A 14,605-nucleotide genomic window follows, 5' to 3' on the forward strand; every position below is an offset into this window, starting at 1 on the left:
CCATGTCTGTCGAGACGACCTACCAGATCAAGGGCATGACCTGCGGCCACTGCGCCCAGGCGGTGACCGGCGAGCTGACCCTGCTGCCGGGCGTACGCACCGTCGAGGTCGACGTGCCGGGCGGCGTCGCCAAGGTGAACAGCGACGCGCCGCTGGCCCTGGACGAGGTGCGTACCGCCGTCGACGAGGCCGGCTACGAGCTGGTCGGGATCGATGGCTGACACCCAGACCCGGGTGAACAAGGCCCGCCCGCGGACCGCCGACACCGGTGGCCTGCGGGTGGGTGTCATCGTCGGCGGCCTGGTCGTCGCCTTGATCGCCGGGTTCGCCCTCGGCAAGGCGATGGATTCGTCCTCGGCCTCAGGCGGCACTCCGGCCGGAGCGACGCCGACCTTCAACGAAGCCAGTCCGCATACGCACGCGGTGACGGGCATGACCGGCAGCGAGGTCGGCGGACTGTCGATCAACGCGGCCGGCTACACGCTCGTGCCGAAGCAGACCGCGTTCAAGGTGGGCGTACAGGACTTCCGGTTCCTCGTGACCGGACCGGATCGCAAGCCCGTGTCGACCTTCGCGGTCGTCCACGACCGGCCGTTGCACTTCGTGCTGGCGCGCCGGGACCTGTCCGGCTACCAGCATCTCCATCCGACGATGGCGCCGGACGGAACCTGGTCGGTCCAGCTGAACCTGGCCCAGCCCGGGATCTGGCGGGCGATCGCCGACTTCACGGCGATCGGTGCGGCCGGGGCGCAGACCGCGATCACGCTCGGTACCGACCTCACCGTGGCCGGTTCCTTCCAGCCGACCGCCGTTCCAGCGGTGGCGCGGCAGGTGGCCGTCGACGGCTACACCGTGGCGTACGAGGGGACGCTGCAGATCGGCGCGACCGCGCCGCTGCTGTTCCGGGTGTACGCCGACGGCAAGCCCGTCACGGTCGACCCCTACCTCGGCAGCTACGGCCACCTCGTCTTCCTGCGCGAGCTGGACCTCGCGTACGTGCACACCCATCCGGAGACACAGCTCCAGGGTGGTGCGGTGAAATTTTGGGCAGCCGTGCCCAGCACCGGGACGTACCGGATGTTCTTCGACTTCCAGGTGAGCGGCAAGGTTCACACCGCCGCGTTCACGCTGGACTTCGGGAACTGACCGTCGTCCGCCCAAACCGACCGGATTGGGAGGACACCATGCAACCGCAGAACGCTGCCCGCAGCGCCGTCGGACTCAGTGTCATCGAGCTGAGCATCGGCGGGATGACCTGCGCCACCTGCGCCGGCCGCGTCGAGAAGAAGCTCAACAAGCTGCCCGGCGTGACCGCGTCGGTGAACTTCGCGACCGAGACCGCGCACGTCTCGTACGAGCCGACGGTGACCTTGGACGACCTGGTCGCGACGGTCGTGGCGACGGGATACACGGCCACGCCGCCGGAGCCCGAGGTCACCGAACCGGCCGACGCCGCCGAGACGCCCGAGCACGACCCGCTGTTCCAGCGACTCGTCGGCAGCATCGCGCTGTCGATCCCGGTCGTGCTGCTCTCGATGATCCCGGCCCTTCAGTTCCCCAACTGGCAGTGGGCCGCGCTCACCCTGGCCGCCCCGGTCGTGACCTGGGGCGCCTGGCCGTTCCACCGCGCGGCGCTGCTCAACGCGCGCCACGCCACGGCCACCATGGACACCCTGATCAGCCTCGGTGTCGCCGCGTCGTTCCTGTGGAGCCTCTACGCGCTCTTCTTCGGCGACGCGGGGATGACCGGGATGAGGATGCGGCTCGACCTGTTCGCCGGGTCCGTCACCGAACAGCACCTCTACCTCGAGGTCGGCGCCGCGCTGACCACGTTCCTGCTGGCCGGGCGCTGGTTCGAGCACCGGGCGAAGCGTACGGCGGGGTCGGCGTTGCGGGCGCTGCTCCACCTCGGCGCGAAGCAGGCCACTCTGCTGGTCGACGGCAAGGAGCGGACGGTCCCGGCCGCCCAGCTCAAGGTCGGCGACGTCTTCGTCGTCCGGCCCGGCGAGAAGATCGCCACCGACGGCGTCGTCGTCGAGGGCGCCAGCGCGGTCGACGCCAGCATGCTCACCGGCGAGAGCGTCCCGGTCGAGGTCGGGCCGGGATCCGACGTGGTCGGCGCGACGGTCAACGCGGGCGGGCGGCTCATCGTCCGGGCCACGCGGGTCGGCGCCGACACCCAGCTCGCCCAGATCGCCAAGCTGGTCACCGAGGCTCAGTCGGGCAAGGCGCCGGTCCAGCGGCTCGCCGACCGGATCAGCGCCGTCTTCGTCCCTGCCGTCATCCTCATCGCGCTCGGCACGTTCGTCGGCTGGCTCGCGGTCACCGGCAACGTCACGGCCGCGTTCACCGCGGCGGTCGCCGTCCTGATCGTCGCCTGCCCGTGCGCGCTCGGCCTGGCTACGCCGACCGCGCTGCTCGTCGGCACCGGGCGCGGCGCACAGCTCGGCGTACTGATCCGCGGGCCGGAGGTCCTCGAATCCACCCGCCGCGTCGACACGATCCTGCTTGACAAGACCGGCACGGTCACCACGGGTGTCATGGCTCTCGCCGGCCTCTCGCCCGCCGAGGGGTTCACCGCCGAGAAGCTCCTCTGGTACGCCGGAAGCCTGGAACAGGCCAGTGAGCACCCCATCGCGCGAGCCGTCGCGGCAGCGACCCCGGACCTGTCCGGAGTGGACGAGTTCACGGCGTTGCCCGGGCTCGGGGCGTCGGGCGTGGTCGACGGCCGGACGGTCCTCGTCGGCCGGGCCGCGCTGTTGTCCGACAACGGCGTTACGGTGCCGGAGAGCGGCGTGCGCGAGGACATGACCTCGGTCGCCGTCGCCGTTGACGGAATCTTCGCGGGCTGGGTCTACGTCGCCGACACGGTCAAGCCGACCTCGGCCGACGCGATCGCGGCACTGCGCCGGGAAGGACTGCGCCCGGTGCTGCTCACGGGCGACGCGGCCGGTCCGGCTCGCCTGGTCGCCGAGCAGGTCGGCGTCCCCGCCGAGGATGTGGTGGCGGGCGTGCTGCCGGCGGGGAAGGTCGACGCGGTCCGGGAACTCCAGCAGCGTGGCGCCGTCGTAGCGATGGTCGGCGACGGGGTCAACGACGCCGCCGCCCTGGCCGCGGCCGACCTCGGCCTCGCGATGGGCACCGGCACCGACGCCGCGATCGAGGCGGCCGACCTGACCCTGGTCCGGGGCGACCTCACGGCCACCGTGGACGCGATCCGGCTGTCGCGGGCGACCCTGCGCAACATCAAGCAGAACCTGTTCTGGGCGTTCGCGTACAACTTGGTGTTGATCCCGCTGGCCGCCCTCGGCCTGGTGACGCCGGTGCTGGCCGGGCTGGCGATGGCCTTCAGCAGCATCTTCGTGGTGCTGAACAGCCTGCGCCTGTTCCGGTTCAAGAGTGACAGCCGCGGCTACTCGCGGGGCGGCTCGGCGGCCGCCGCGTAGGTCGTCGCCAGGCTGCTCAGCAGCTCGCGAAGCTCGGGCGGGTTGACCGCGGTGAACCCGACTCCGAGCTTCGTGACGAAGGTGACCAGGCCGAGCAGCGAACCCGTGCCGGTCTGGAAGAGGCAGGTCTGCTCGTCGATCGGGACGAGGAGGCCCGCCTCCGGCGGTATCCGGCCGGCCAGCGCCGCCGCCGGCGCGTGCAGCCGCACCTCCGCCTGATACGGCCAGGCCAGCGAACCCACCCCACGGCGTACGCGGTCGGTCGCCTCCTCGTCGGTCAGCTCGCGCGGCGTGAACCGGGGACCGGCCGGTGGCCGGGGCGTGATCCGATCCGCCCGGAAGGTACGCCAATCGTCCCGGTCGAGATCCCAGGCCAGCAGGTACCACCGCTGTCCGGTGTAGACGAGCCGCTGCGGCTCCACGATCCGGGTGGTGTCGCCGGAGTGGCCGGTGTAGTCGAACCGCAGCCGCTCATGGTCGCGGATCGCGGCGGCGACGATCGTCAGGTTCTGCGGGTCCACCGCCGGTCCGCCGCCCGCCGCGAACACGGTCGCCCGGCGTACGGCGTCGACCCGGCCGCGCAGCCGGGTCGGCAAGGTCTGCTGAAGCTTCGCCAGGGCGCGTACCGACGGCTCCTCGATCCCCGCGACCGAACCCGCAGCGGCGGCGCTGAGCCCGACCGCGACGGCCACCGCCTCCTCGTCGTCCAGGAGCAGCGGCGGCACGGTCTTGCCGGGGCTGAGCCGGTAGCCGCCGGTGATCCCGGTGCTGGAGTGGATCTCGTAACCGAGGATGCGCAGCCGCTCGACGTCGTTGCGCACGGTCCGGCCGGTGACCTCCAGGCGGGCGGCCAGCTCCGCGCCGGACCAGTCGCGTCGCGATTGCAGCAGGGCCAGCAACCGCAGAAGTCGGACCGAAGTCTCCAGCATTGAGGAATCATACGTTCCACAAAGCCTTCTAACCTGGTATCCATGAGCACACTTCGCGGACTCGCCACCATCAGCCTCTTCGCCGACGACCTCGACGCCGCCGCCCGCTGGTACGCCGACCTGCTCGGCGTGGAGCCCTACTTCTCGCGGGACGGCTACCGGGAGTTCCGCATCGGCGACTACCAGCACGAGCTGGGCATCATCGACCGGCGCTTCGGCCCGCCCGCCGGTACGCCGAGCGGCGTGATCGCGTACTGGCACGTCGACGACCTCGACGGAGTCTTCGCCCGGCTGCTGGCCATGGGCGCGACCGAATACCAGGGCGTACGCGAATGGGGACCCGGCTTCGTCACGGCGTCGGTCGTCGACCCGTTCGGCAACATCCTCGGCGTCATGTCGAACAAGCACTACGTCGAGATCCTGTCGTCCATGGGCGGTGCGGCGTGAATCCGCTGATCTTCGTCGACGCGGACGCGTTCGCCGGCTGGCTCGACGAGCACCACGCCGAGGCGGAGGCGATCTGGCTGAAGATCGCCAAGAAGGGCTCGGCGCACCGCACGTTGTCGAACATGGACGCGGTCGAGGTCGGGCTCTGTTACGGCTGGATCAGCAGCCATCGCAAGCCGCTCGACCAGGACTTCTTCCTCCAGCGGTACTCGCGGCGGCGGCCCCGGAGCCCGTGGTCGCAGGTCAACAAGGATCTCGTCGCGAAGCTGACCGCCGAAGGCCGCATGCGGCCGCCCGGCCTGGCCGAGGTCGACGCCGCCCAGGCAGACGGACGGTGGCCGAGATGAGCCCGACGCTCGCTACTTGAGGGCGAGGGCCAGTTCGCGGGCGGTGTCGGCAAGCAGCGTCGACGGGTGGATCGGCGTACCGGCCAAGGCGCTGATCAAGGCGGTGAACCCAGGCAGCGGATAGCCGTCGGGCTCGGCGACCGCCGGGGCGTGCCTGGCCAACGCCGGCCGGCCCCGCTCCCACGCCGTCAGCACCTCGTCCCGGGACGGCACCCCGAACCCGTGGCCGACCGGTGCCGCGTGCCGGAGGCGTACCAGGCCGGAATCGGTGAGGGTGGCCGCCAGCTTGCAGCCGTTGCCGAGCAGCTCGATCTCGGCCCGGTTGTGCCGGAGCAGCACCGAACAAGGCCGGGGACACGCCGCAGCGCAGACGCCGAACGCGTGCGACGTGATCGAATGCAGTCGATCCAGGTACGCCCGCCAACCGCTCGGCGGCTCATGCGCCACCTTCAGCGACCGCGCCGCCGCCGACTTCTCCGCCTTCGTCTGCGGGCACTCGCGGGTGTCCTCACCCCAGAGGCTGTGCTCCCCGCGTACGTCCGGCGGCAGGCGCGCCGGGTCGCCCGCGTGCCCCAAGACCTGCTCCCACACCAGAAGCGGGGCGTACTCGCTGACGATGTGGACGGCGGCCACCACCCCGGTCATCTCCCGGCGCTCCCATCGGGCCGCGATGACCTCCAGCAGCAGGGCGTACGCCGGACGCAGCGAGGCCAGCGCCCCCCGGTCGGCTTCGCCGGGAGCCTGCGGCATCCGGCACGCCAACGCCCGCGTACGCAGATCGGCCGGGACGTGATCCTCGCCGAAGTCCTCGGCGTCCAGATCCAGCAGGCGCTGGCCGAAGACGCACAGCTGCTGCACCTGAGCGATCTCCCGAGTGCTCAACTCGGGGTCGGCCCGCTGCGCGACGAGCGCGGCGACGTCGGCGAACGAATACCGTTCAGCGAGCGCGATCAGGACCCCGTGAACCGTCTCCACGCTGGAAGCTTCCCACGCCCACCGGCGATTTCGGCGCGGACAGCCGGTGAAGGATGGCGTCGAGATCCTGGTAGTCGCGCTCGGCGATGGCGCCCGCTTCGGCGATATTCGATTCCAGCTCAGCGCGACGGCCGGCGGCGGCGAGTTCGCGGGCCGCAAGCCGTTCCTCGAACCCTTCCTCGAGGCGGCTCGTCACCTTGTCGACATCCCTGCGACTCGCGGACAGCTCGCCCGCGAGGGTCGTCTGCGCGGTGGTCAACGCCGCCGCCAGGGCTTCGGCTCGTTCCGGTGCGTCCTCCGACGTACGCAGTTCCACCGCCACAATGCGGTGGCCGAACGCGGCGAGCATCATCTGGATCTCGGTCAGCCGTGGATCGTCGACGGGGACCACCGGCGAATCCGGCGTACGCGGTGGCACGAACGCGCGTCCGATGTTCTGGCCCGTCACCAGGTTGTGGTACCAGAGTCCGAGTTCGAAGCAGTCGTGCACCCGGCGGAGCGCCACATAGGCGTCGCCGACCCGGTCATGCGCCGCGTCGTTGCCGGTGTCGCGTACGCGCTCGAAAGCACGGAGGACGGCACCGGATATGGCCTTCGCCTCTTGGAGTGCCCGGATCTTCCGGCCGAAGGTGGCGCGTCTGGGCAGACTTACCCGCAGCGCTCCGGCAACGATCTGCGCGATGCGGTCCGCGAAGCGCCGGGACCGGATCAGGGAGTTGTCGGGGTCCTCGAAGATGTAGGACTCGGCACTTGCGCCGTCGTACGCGAGAAGCGGATCATGCCGGATCAGATAGCCGAAGTTCAGCGAGCGGCCGATGATATCGCTGGTGTGCGGCGCCATTGTTGCCTCCGTCCCGAAATCGAGTAAAGCCGTCCAGACTATCCGCCCGACTGTCCCAAGTGAGTGTCGGATCGAAGACAGTCGAAGGCTCGACGGCTGTCGAGGCGGAACCCAACTGACAAAGAGAATCCGTTACACATTTTCCAACGTGTAACGGATTCCTTGTCGGTGCCGCCGATCGATCGGCGGCAGGCCAGGTGTCAGTCGGTGGTGGTGGCGGCCGAACCCGGCTTGCGCGGGCTACGGCGACGACGGCGAGCCTTGGCCTGACCGTCGGCGGCGCCGGTAGCAGCCGCGACGGGATCCGGCACGGACGGGCCGGACGGGTCGGAGAAGAGGATCTGGGTCGCGTCACCCTTGACGACCTCGCCGTTGCGGCGACGGCGACGCTGGCGCGGTTCGTGATCGGCGGGCTCGCCGTCGGCCACCGGGGCGTCGACGGGCGCGGCGTCTCGCGTACCAGTGGCGGAGCGGCGGGACCGGCCACGGACCGGACGCTGACCGCGGCGGCCGCCCCCGAGGTCCTCCTCCTTCTCGGCGGCCAGGCCGACCCGCGACCGCTGCGCGGACGGCAGGGTGGCGGCGGCGTCAGCCGGGATGTCGAGGTCGGAGTAGAGCCACTCGGAGGTGTGGTAGGTCTCGCGCGGCTCGGGCTCGCCGATCTCGAGCGTCTTGTCGATGATCCGCCAGCGCGGCATGTCCTCCCAGTCCACGAACGTGACCGCGACGCCGGTGGCGCCCGCGCGACCGGTCCGCCCGATGCGGTGGACGTAGGTCTCGGGGTCCTCGGGGCAGTCGAAGTTGATCACGTGGGTGACCGCGGCGATGTCGATGCCGCGGGCCGCGACGTCGGTCGCGACGAGGACGTCGATCTTGCCGGCGCGGAACGCGCGCAGAGCCCGCTCCCGAGCGCCCTGGTTGAGGTCGCCGTGGACGGCCGCCGCGGCGAACCCGCGGAAGTCGAGGTCCTCGGTGACCCGGTCGCAGTTGCGCTTGGTCCGGCTGAAGACCATGGTGAGGCCACGGTCCTTGGCCTGGAGGATGCGGGCCAGCATCTCGAGCTTGTTCAGTGAGTGCGTGCGGTAGACGAACTGCTTCGTCTGCGGGCTGACGCCCGGCTCCTCGGAGTGACCTGCGTGCACCGTGATGGGCGAGTGCAGGAAGCGGCGCGACAAGGCCACGATCGCGTCCGGCATGGTCGCGGAGAAGAGCATGGTCTGGCGCTGCTCGGGCAGCATCGAGAGGATCTTCTCGACATCCTCGAGGAAGCCCAGGTCCAGCATGCGGTCGGCCTCGTCGAGCACGATCGCGAAGACGCTGTTGAGCTTGAGGTGCTTCTGCTTGATCAGGTCGAGCAGCCGGCCCGGCGTGGCGACGAGGATCTCGACGCCCTTCTTCAGCGCGTCGATCTGCGGCTCGTACGCGACGCCGCCGTAGATCGGCAGGACGCGGACGCCGCGGAGCTTGCCGGCGGCGGCCAGGTCCTTGGCGACCTGGAGACCGAGCTCCCGGGTCGGGACGACGACCAGCGCCTGCGGTGCTCCGTGGCCGCCCTCCTCGGGGCTGACGACCCGGTCCACCAGCGGCAGGCCGAAGCCGAACGTCTTGCCGGTACCCGTCGGGGCCTGCCCGATCAGGTCGGCGCCGCGCTGCGCGATGGGCAGCGCGTACTCCTGGATGGCGAACGCGTGAGTGATGCCGATCTCACTGAGCGCGGCAACGGTCTCCGGGCGGACGCCCAGGTCAGCAAAGGTAGAAGTGGTGCTCATGGAGTTGTGGGGTGCCCTCTCTATTGCGCCCCTGCTGCAAAGCACTTCTGGTATGGGGCGCGCTGTGTATTCGGCGCGGTCAGATCTGCGCCTGCGGTTCGCGTGGGCCGCACCCGTGCGCCAGGCTGATCAATCAACCGGCAGGCCCGGGGGCCGCATGCGGGTCGCAGGCCGGAGCGGCCTGCGACAACATCTATATCGTACGCCGAACAGGGCGTTCCGCGCACTGGGTAGTCACGTGATCACAAGACGCCGTTCGCGCTGTAGGGTGCCAAACGTGTCCGAGAACACACTCCCCTCCGGCTGCCGGGACCTCCTCGGCATGCTCGCGTACGCCGAACTGCTGGCCTTCGACCGGATGGCGGCCGACGCCCGGCTCGCCCCCGACCTGCACCGACGGGCGGTTCTCTGCGAGATGGCGGCGGTCGAGATCGCCAACCATCGGCGGATCGCCGACCGGCTCGCGTCGGCCGCGATCGACCCCGCCGAGGCGATGAGCCCCTTCCTCAGCGCGCTGGCCTCCTACCACGAGGCGACCGAGCCGACCGACTGGCTCGAGGCGCTGACCAAGGCGTACATCGGGGACGGGATCGCCGACGACTTCTTCCGGGAGATCGCCGAACACCTCGACGAGCCCGACCGGGACCTCGTCCTGCGGGTGTTGCACGACGACGCGTACGACGAGTTCGCCGCGAGCGAGATTCGCAGCGCGATCGCGGCCGATCCCAAGATCGCCAATCGGCTCTCGATGTGGGCCCGGCGGCTGGTGGGCGAGGCGCTGTCGCAGGCCGCCCGAGTCGCCGCCGAACACGGCGATCTCGTCGCGCTGCTCGGCGACGCGGAGGTGGGGGAGCAGCTGTTCACCCGGCTCAAGCAGGCGCACGCCGAACGGATGGCCGCCGTCGGGCTCAACAACTGAGCCCGCGTCGGCTTCCCGACGCGGGCTCAGTTCGACAGATGGGTCAGCGCGGGGTGAAGCCGACCGGGCGCGTCTGCGCCTCGGCGATCTCGATGTACGCCAGCTTCGCTACCGGCACGATGACCTTGCGCCCCTTGTCATCGGTCAGGGCCAGCACGCCCGAGTCGGACGCGAGCGCCTCGGTCACCAGCTGCTCCACCTCCGCCGGGGACTGGGTGCTCTCCAGCACGAGCTCGCGGGCCGCGAACTGCACTCCGATCTTGACCTCCACGGACGGGTCCCTCCTCGGTTGCGCGCGACGGCCATCGGCCGCCGTTTGTCGAAACACTATCGCGGGATGTCAGCCGGATTCGGCTCCGTGGCATCGTGTTCGCCGGAGGCGGATTCCGCGGCCGGGACTCCTCAGACGGAATCCTCGCTGTGATCGCCGGCGTGGTCACCGCTGAGCGGGAAGCTGGCGATGCCGCGCCAGGACAACGCGGAGATCAGCCGCTCGGCCTCCTCCTGCGCGATCTCCCGGCCGCCGGTCAGCCAGTAGCGGGCGGCGACCTGCGAGATCCCGGTCAGGCCGGCCGCCAGGATCTCCGCCCGCGCCCGGTCGACGGAGGTGTCGGCCATGATCGTCGCGGTGATCGCCTCAACCGAGGCCTGTTCGACACGCTCGACACGCTCACGAACCGCCGGGTCGTTGCGCAGATCTGATTCGAAGACCAGGCGGAACGCCTCGGACTCGTGGGAGACGAAGTCGAAGTACGCGTGCGTCGCTCCCCGGACGCGTTCCTTGTTGTCCGTGGTCGCCTGCATCGCCGACTGGATCTTGGCGATGATCGCGTCGCAATGGGTGTCCAACAAGGCCAGATAAAGTTCGAGTTTTCCGGGAAAGTGCTGGTATAGCACGGGTTTCGAAACGCCGGCCCGCTCCGCGATGTCGTCCATCGCGGCGGCGTGATACCCCTGGGCGACGAAGACGTCCTGCGCCGCCGCCAGCAGTTGCGAACGCCGGGCGGACCTCGGCATCCGGGTCGGTCGGCCCGCGGCCCGCGTGCCACTCGTCGCCGGTGCCATAGATCCCGTCCTCTCCGTACACGCTCGCCCCGCGCGTGTCGTCAGCTTCGTCGGCGGAAATTCTCCCGCCGTTGCAACTTATCGCGCTTCCCCTAACAAGGTAGCCTCACCCATGGGCTACCGAGGAGCGCACGGTGGACGTAACAGGACAATCGGGCAGCAGCGCACCCGCCAACGGCAATGGGAACGGCCATGTGAACGGACATGGCGAGCTTCCCGCCGAGGGCTGGGGCGAAGGCTGGTCCGGCGCGGGCTCCGCGCTGGAACCGGAGGCTGATTCCGTCGTGCCCGCCTGGCGGCGGGGCATGGACGCGTTGAACCACGCCCGTGCGCAGACCCCGCCCCGCTATGCCGAACTTCTCGCCGAGGCCGGCGTGCGCCCGCCGCACCAGGTCGAACTGCCCGAGGACGAAGACGCGCTGGACGGACCGATGCCTTCCCGGAACGGCGAGTTCGCCGGATTCCCCGCCGACGACGGAATGATCCGGCCGCTGGCTCCGCCACCGCGCTACGCCGACTCCCACCACCCCCAGCCGCAGCGTGCGGAGCAGCCGAGCTATCCCGAACCACCGCGTTACGTGGAGCAGCCGAGCTATCCGGAGGCACCGCAGTACGCAGAGACACCGCAATACGCCGAGACACCGCAGTACCCAAAGCCACCGCAGTACGCAGAGCCAGCGCAGTACGCAGAGCCGCCGCAGTACGCAGAAACAGCGCAGTTCCCGGACCCGCCGTTGTTCGCGGAGCCGTCCCCGGCCGAAGGCGTACCGCACGTCGCGGCCGGTCCCGCCCTGAACGGGTCGACCCCGTCCCAAGGGACGCCCAGTCCGTTCGCCCGCCTGCTGGAGGTCCCCTCGGTGCCGTCCGCGCCACCGGCCCCTCGTGCGTCGACGTATCCGCCCGCCGCCTCGAACCCGCTGCCGCCTGCTCCGCCGCCCTCGGCTGCGCCGCCGACACTGGAGCCGGTCGTGGCGCCCACGGCGGTTCCTGATCCGGTCGCGCGCCCGACCGCGCTCAGCCCTGGCCATCCCGGGGCGGAGGCGTACGCCCAGGATCGGGCGCAGGTCTCGGCCAGTGAGGTCGCGCAGCCATCGCCGACGGGGATCCTGCTGCCCGCGTACCACCGGGCGGAGCCGATCGTGCCGATGGACCCGGAGCCGCCCCGCGGCCAGGCCGAGCGACTGGATCCGGCCGACCCCCGGCCGGCGGCGCCCCCGGGACTGCGAGTGCCCGCTCCGGCCGCTTACGTGCCGCCGGGCGAGCCGACCGACCACATCGGACCATCGCGGGAGGTGCCGCCGCGGGATGTGCCACCCCGCGACCTGCCGCCGCGGGATGTGCCACCCCGCGACCTGCCGCCGCGTGATCTGCCCATGCGTCCGACGCCGCCGCGGGACCTGCCACAGCGCGAGCCGCAGCCGCTGGCGAACCACCCACGGCCGCAACCGCCGTACGAGCAGCCAGGTCAGCCGGACCACCGGACCCCGGCCGATCCGCCGCCGTCCCCGGTGGCGCGGGATCGGGGCGAGGTCGGCCACGGCCTGCCGCAGCGGGTTCCGTCCGAACCGGACGTGCCGCGCATTCCCGAGCCGAACACCGAACCGCCCGCGCCCGCCCCCGCCCTGTCGCGCATCGCGTCCGGCCTGCGCCGCGACGACCTGCCGCCGTCCGATCGGCCGGACGGGTTCGACGTGGCGACCGTGCTGTCCGCCGTCCGGGACGTGCCCGGGGTCCGGGACGCCCAGTTGCGCGCGACCGCGACCGGCGGCCACACGCTGCGGCTCGACCTCGCCGACGGGTCCGACCCGGCCTATGTCAGCCGGGTGGTCGCGCGGATGCTGAACGAGCGGATGGGCCTGGTCGCCGAGCCCCCCGCGCGGCCGACTCCGACTGCGCCGCCCGCTTCGGCCCCACCGGCCTCCGCCCGACCGGCTTCGGGCCCACCGGCTTCAGGCCCACCGGCTTCGGGCCCACCCGCGTCTGCGGCACGGACTCCGCTGCCCACGCCGGAACCCGCGCCGCCCGCAGCCGAGGAGTCGCCGCGCCGACCGGTGCCCGCACAGCATGCTGGACCGATCGAGCGGACGCCGATCCCGCCCTCCCAGCGCGGGACGAACCCGCCGCTACCACCAGGACTGATCCCGGCGAGCGCCGCGCCCCGCGAGCCGCGACGCCGCCACCCGGTGACCATGCGGGGCCGCTATCCGGATCAGCTCCGCCCCGGTGGGGACCGGTTCGGCCGTCCCGACGAACAGCCCGAACCCGGCCGCTCGCCGGCGCTGACCCCGCCCGCCGAGGCGTCCCGGGTGGTCCTCGACCACGTGCAGGTCAGCACGTTCGGCCTGGACGCCACCGTCGAGGTACGCCTCGTCGCCGGGGAGCGGGTGGCGCTCGGCGTCTCCAACGGCCCGGCGGTCGACGGCTACGTCCTGCGGCTGTGCGCGGCGGCCGCCGCCAACGCGGTCGACGAGCTGCTCAGCGAATCCGCCGACGGGCAGACGCGCGGGCACTGCTATGTCGAGCAGGCGGCCATCGTCCCGATGGGCAGCTGTGAGGTCGCCGTCGTGGTGGTGCTGTTGGTCTGCGACGGCTGGGTCGAGCAGCTGGCCGGGTCCGCCCTCGTCTCCGGCGACCCCCGGCAGGCGGTCGTACGCGCGACGCTGGCGGCGGTCAACCGACGATTGAGCGCCCTGCTGCCATGAAACGCGCCGTCCTCGCCGAGGACGACGAGCTGCCTCCCGGCGGCCCGCCCGTACCGCCCTGGCCTGGTCACGCCGTTCAGCTCGACGGTCGGTCGGTCTTCGTCCGCTCGACGCCGTCGCCCGGCGCCGAACCGGCGCTCTACGTCCACGGGCTCGGCGGCTCCTCGCAGAACTGGACCGACCTCGCCGGACTGCTCACGCCGCGCGTCGACGGGCTCGCCGTGGACCTGCCCGGCTTCGGGTACAGCGATCCGGCCCGCCGATACTCCCAGCGGGCGCTGGCCGACTGCGTCGTCGCCCTGATCGAACAGACCGACCGTGGTCCGGTGCACCTGATCGGGAACTCCCTCGGCGGTTCGGTGAGCGTACGGGTGGCGGCCTTGCGGCCCGATCTCGTCCGCACGCTCACCCTCATCTCCCCGGCGATGCCGTTTCTCGATCCGCGACGGTCCCTGCAAGGCCGCGTCGTGCCGTTCCTCGCCCTGCCCCGGGTGGATCGACTGGCCGCCCGGCAGATGGCAGCGATCCCGCCCGAACAGCTCGCCGCCGAAGTGCTCAAGGCGTGTTTCGCCGATCCCGACGCCGTACCGCCGCAACGGCTCGCCGAAGCGGTCGAGGAGGCGCGGCGGCGGTCCGAGGTGCAGCACTTCGCGAGCGCGTACACGGGGGCGATGCGGGGACTCGTCCTGTCGTTCCTGCGGGCGCAACTGCCCGGCCCCGGATCACTGTGGGCGATGGCTCGGCGGATCACCGTGCCGACGCTGGTCATCGCTGGGCTGCGGGACAGGCTCGTCGACGTCCGGGTGGTCTCCCGAGTGGCTCGGGCCATTCCGGACACCCGACTGTTGCTGCTGCCGTACGTCGGGCACGTCGCCCAGATGGAGGTCCCGAGAGTGGTCGCTCGCGCGATCCTCGGGCTGCTCGACTCGGTCTCGCTCGAGCACGTGGGGTTGTCGCGCCACCCTGGATGATTCGACTTCTCGTCGAGCTGCTTGCTGTGTCGCGCTGAGGCGCTTTGTCTTGCCGCGCTGGGTTGCTTGCTGTGCCGAACTGCGGTGCTTTGCTTTGTCGCGCTGCGTTGCTTTTGCTTTGTGGCGCTGCGGTGTTTTGCTTTGTGGCGCTGCGTTGCGGCGCTGGGTTGGCGTGCTGCGTTGTGGGCCCGCGG

Annotated in this window: 14 protein-coding genes; 8 read left to right on the forward strand and 6 right to left on the reverse strand. The window is 71.2% G+C overall.

Annotated features, from left to right (window positions below; genetic code table 11):
- Window positions 1–2: 2 nt before the first annotated feature.
- The 3 genes from HDA40_RS24495 to HDA40_RS24505 are packed head-to-tail and all read left to right on the forward strand — an operon-like array spanning window position 3 to window position 3,446.
- On the forward strand, window positions 3–221 hold the full coding sequence (locus tag HDA40_RS24495) for a heavy-metal-associated domain-containing protein (protein ID WP_253759778.1): 219 nt from the start codon (window positions 3–5) through the stop codon (window positions 219–221).
- The gene (locus HDA40_RS24500; protein WP_253759780.1) at window positions 214–1,146 is read left to right on the forward strand and encodes a DUF8832 domain-containing protein; all 933 of its coding nucleotides are present in this window, start codon (window positions 214–216) and stop codon (window positions 1,144–1,146) included. Before HDA40_RS24495 ends, HDA40_RS24500 begins: the two co-directional genes overlap by 8 nt.
- 38 nt (window positions 1,147–1,184) lie before the next feature.
- A complete protein-coding gene (locus tag HDA40_RS24505) occupies window positions 1,185–3,446 on the forward strand; it encodes a heavy metal translocating P-type ATPase (protein WP_253759782.1) in 2,262 nt (753 codons plus the stop codon).
- Here the strand turns inward: HDA40_RS24505 and HDA40_RS24510 are convergent.
- Window positions 3,413–4,375 (reverse strand): helix-turn-helix transcriptional regulator, encoded by a 963-nt coding sequence (locus tag HDA40_RS24510; protein WP_253759784.1) that lies wholly within the window; start codon window positions 4,373–4,375, stop codon window positions 3,413–3,415. The genes HDA40_RS24505 and HDA40_RS24510 overlap by 34 nt on opposite strands.
- Before the next feature lie 42 nt (window positions 4,376–4,417).
- Here HDA40_RS24510 and HDA40_RS24515 point away from each other — a divergent pair, with 42 nt between their 5' ends.
- Both HDA40_RS24515 and HDA40_RS24520 read left to right on the forward strand, forming a co-directional pair.
- Window positions 4,418–4,822 (forward strand): VOC family protein, encoded by a 405-nt coding sequence (locus HDA40_RS24515; RefSeq protein WP_253759786.1) that lies wholly within the window; start codon window positions 4,418–4,420, stop codon window positions 4,820–4,822.
- Window positions 4,819–5,169, forward strand: a complete 351-nt coding sequence (locus tag HDA40_RS24520; RefSeq protein WP_253759788.1) for a YdeI/OmpD-associated family protein — start codon at window positions 4,819–4,821, stop codon at window positions 5,167–5,169. Before HDA40_RS24515 ends, HDA40_RS24520 begins: the two co-directional genes overlap by 4 nt.
- Before the next feature lie 12 nt (window positions 5,170–5,181).
- Here HDA40_RS24520 and HDA40_RS24525 read toward each other — a convergent pair whose 3' ends face one another.
- From HDA40_RS24525 to HDA40_RS24535, 3 genes are all read right to left on the reverse strand, one after another.
- Complete coding sequence (locus tag HDA40_RS24525; protein WP_253759790.1) at window positions 5,182–6,144, reverse strand: hypothetical protein; 963 nt, start codon at window positions 6,142–6,144, stop codon at window positions 5,182–5,184.
- Window positions 6,107–6,985, reverse strand: a complete 879-nt coding sequence (locus HDA40_RS24530) for a DUF4145 domain-containing protein (RefSeq protein ID WP_253759792.1) — start codon at window positions 6,983–6,985, stop codon at window positions 6,107–6,109. Before HDA40_RS24530 ends, HDA40_RS24525 begins: the two co-directional genes overlap by 38 nt.
- Before the next feature lie 200 nt (window positions 6,986–7,185).
- Window positions 7,186–8,754, reverse strand: coding sequence for a DEAD/DEAH box helicase (locus tag HDA40_RS24535; RefSeq protein WP_253759794.1), 1,569 nt, complete (start codon window positions 8,752–8,754; stop codon window positions 7,186–7,188).
- Between the two features lie 277 nt (window positions 8,755–9,031).
- Between HDA40_RS24535 and HDA40_RS24540 the strand changes: the two genes are divergently transcribed.
- Window positions 9,032–9,673, forward strand: a complete 642-nt coding sequence (locus HDA40_RS24540) for a ferritin-like fold-containing protein (protein ID WP_253759796.1) — start codon at window positions 9,032–9,034, stop codon at window positions 9,671–9,673.
- 43 nt (window positions 9,674–9,716) lie between these two features.
- Here the strand turns inward: HDA40_RS24540 and HDA40_RS24545 are convergent, their stop codons facing one another.
- Together HDA40_RS24545 and HDA40_RS24550 are read right to left on the reverse strand one after the other, a co-directional pair.
- A complete protein-coding gene (locus HDA40_RS24545; RefSeq protein ID WP_253759798.1) occupies window positions 9,717–9,944 on the reverse strand; it encodes a DUF3107 domain-containing protein in 228 nt (75 codons plus the stop codon).
- Between the two features lie 131 nt (window positions 9,945–10,075).
- Window positions 10,076–10,738: a TetR/AcrR family transcriptional regulator gene (locus HDA40_RS24550; protein ID WP_253759800.1), complete on the reverse strand. Its 663-nt coding sequence runs from the start codon at window positions 10,736–10,738 to the stop codon at window positions 10,076–10,078.
- A gap of 134 nt (window positions 10,739–10,872) precedes the next feature.
- Between HDA40_RS24550 and HDA40_RS24555 the strand changes: the two genes are divergently transcribed.
- Both HDA40_RS24555 and HDA40_RS24560 read left to right on the forward strand, forming a co-directional pair.
- Entirely contained in the window at window positions 10,873–13,440 is a 2,568-nt protein-coding gene (locus tag HDA40_RS24555; protein WP_253763971.1) for a hypothetical protein, read from the forward strand.
- The gene (locus HDA40_RS24560) at window positions 13,437–14,411 is read left to right on the forward strand and encodes an alpha/beta fold hydrolase (RefSeq protein ID WP_253759802.1); all 975 of its coding nucleotides are present in this window, start codon (window positions 13,437–13,439) and stop codon (window positions 14,409–14,411) included. The genes HDA40_RS24555 and HDA40_RS24560 overlap by 4 nt, the downstream gene beginning before the upstream one ends.
- Window positions 14,412–14,605: the final 194 nt, after the last annotated feature.

Origin of the sequence: Hamadaea flava, assembly GCF_024172085.1 — a bacterium.
GTDB classification, from domain to species: Bacteria; Actinomycetota; Actinomycetes; order Mycobacteriales; family Micromonosporaceae; genus Hamadaea; species Hamadaea flava.

Bases quoted from the DNA above. Each gene is read 5' to 3' on its own strand.
- HDA40_RS24495 (WP_253759778.1), top strand. From the start codon at position 3: ATGTCTGTCGAGACGACCTACCAGATCAAGGGCATGACCTGCGGCCAC.
- HDA40_RS24500 (WP_253759780.1), top strand. From the start codon at position 214: ATGGCTGACACCCAGACCCGGGTGAACAAGGCCCGCCCGCGGACCGCC.
- HDA40_RS24505 (WP_253759782.1), top strand. From the start codon at position 1,185: ATGCAACCGCAGAACGCTGCCCGCAGCGCCGTCGGACTCAGTGTCATC.
- HDA40_RS24510 (WP_253759784.1), bottom strand. From the start codon at position 4,375: ATGCTGGAGACTTCGGTCCGACTTCTGCGGTTGCTGGCCCTGCTGCAA.
- HDA40_RS24515 (WP_253759786.1), top strand. From the start codon at position 4,418: ATGAGCACACTTCGCGGACTCGCCACCATCAGCCTCTTCGCCGACGAC.
- HDA40_RS24530 (WP_253759792.1), bottom strand. From the start codon at position 6,985: ATGGCGCCGCACACCAGCGATATCATCGGCCGCTCGCTGAACTTCGGC.
- HDA40_RS24535 (WP_253759794.1), bottom strand. From the start codon at position 8,754: ATGAGCACCACTTCTACCTTTGCTGACCTGGGCGTCCGCCCGGAGACC.
- HDA40_RS24550 (WP_253759800.1), bottom strand. From the start codon at position 10,738: ATGGCACCGGCGACGAGTGGCACGCGGGCCGCGGGCCGACCGACCCGG.
- HDA40_RS24560 (WP_253759802.1), top strand. From the start codon at position 13,437: ATGAAACGCGCCGTCCTCGCCGAGGACGACGAGCTGCCTCCCGGCGGC.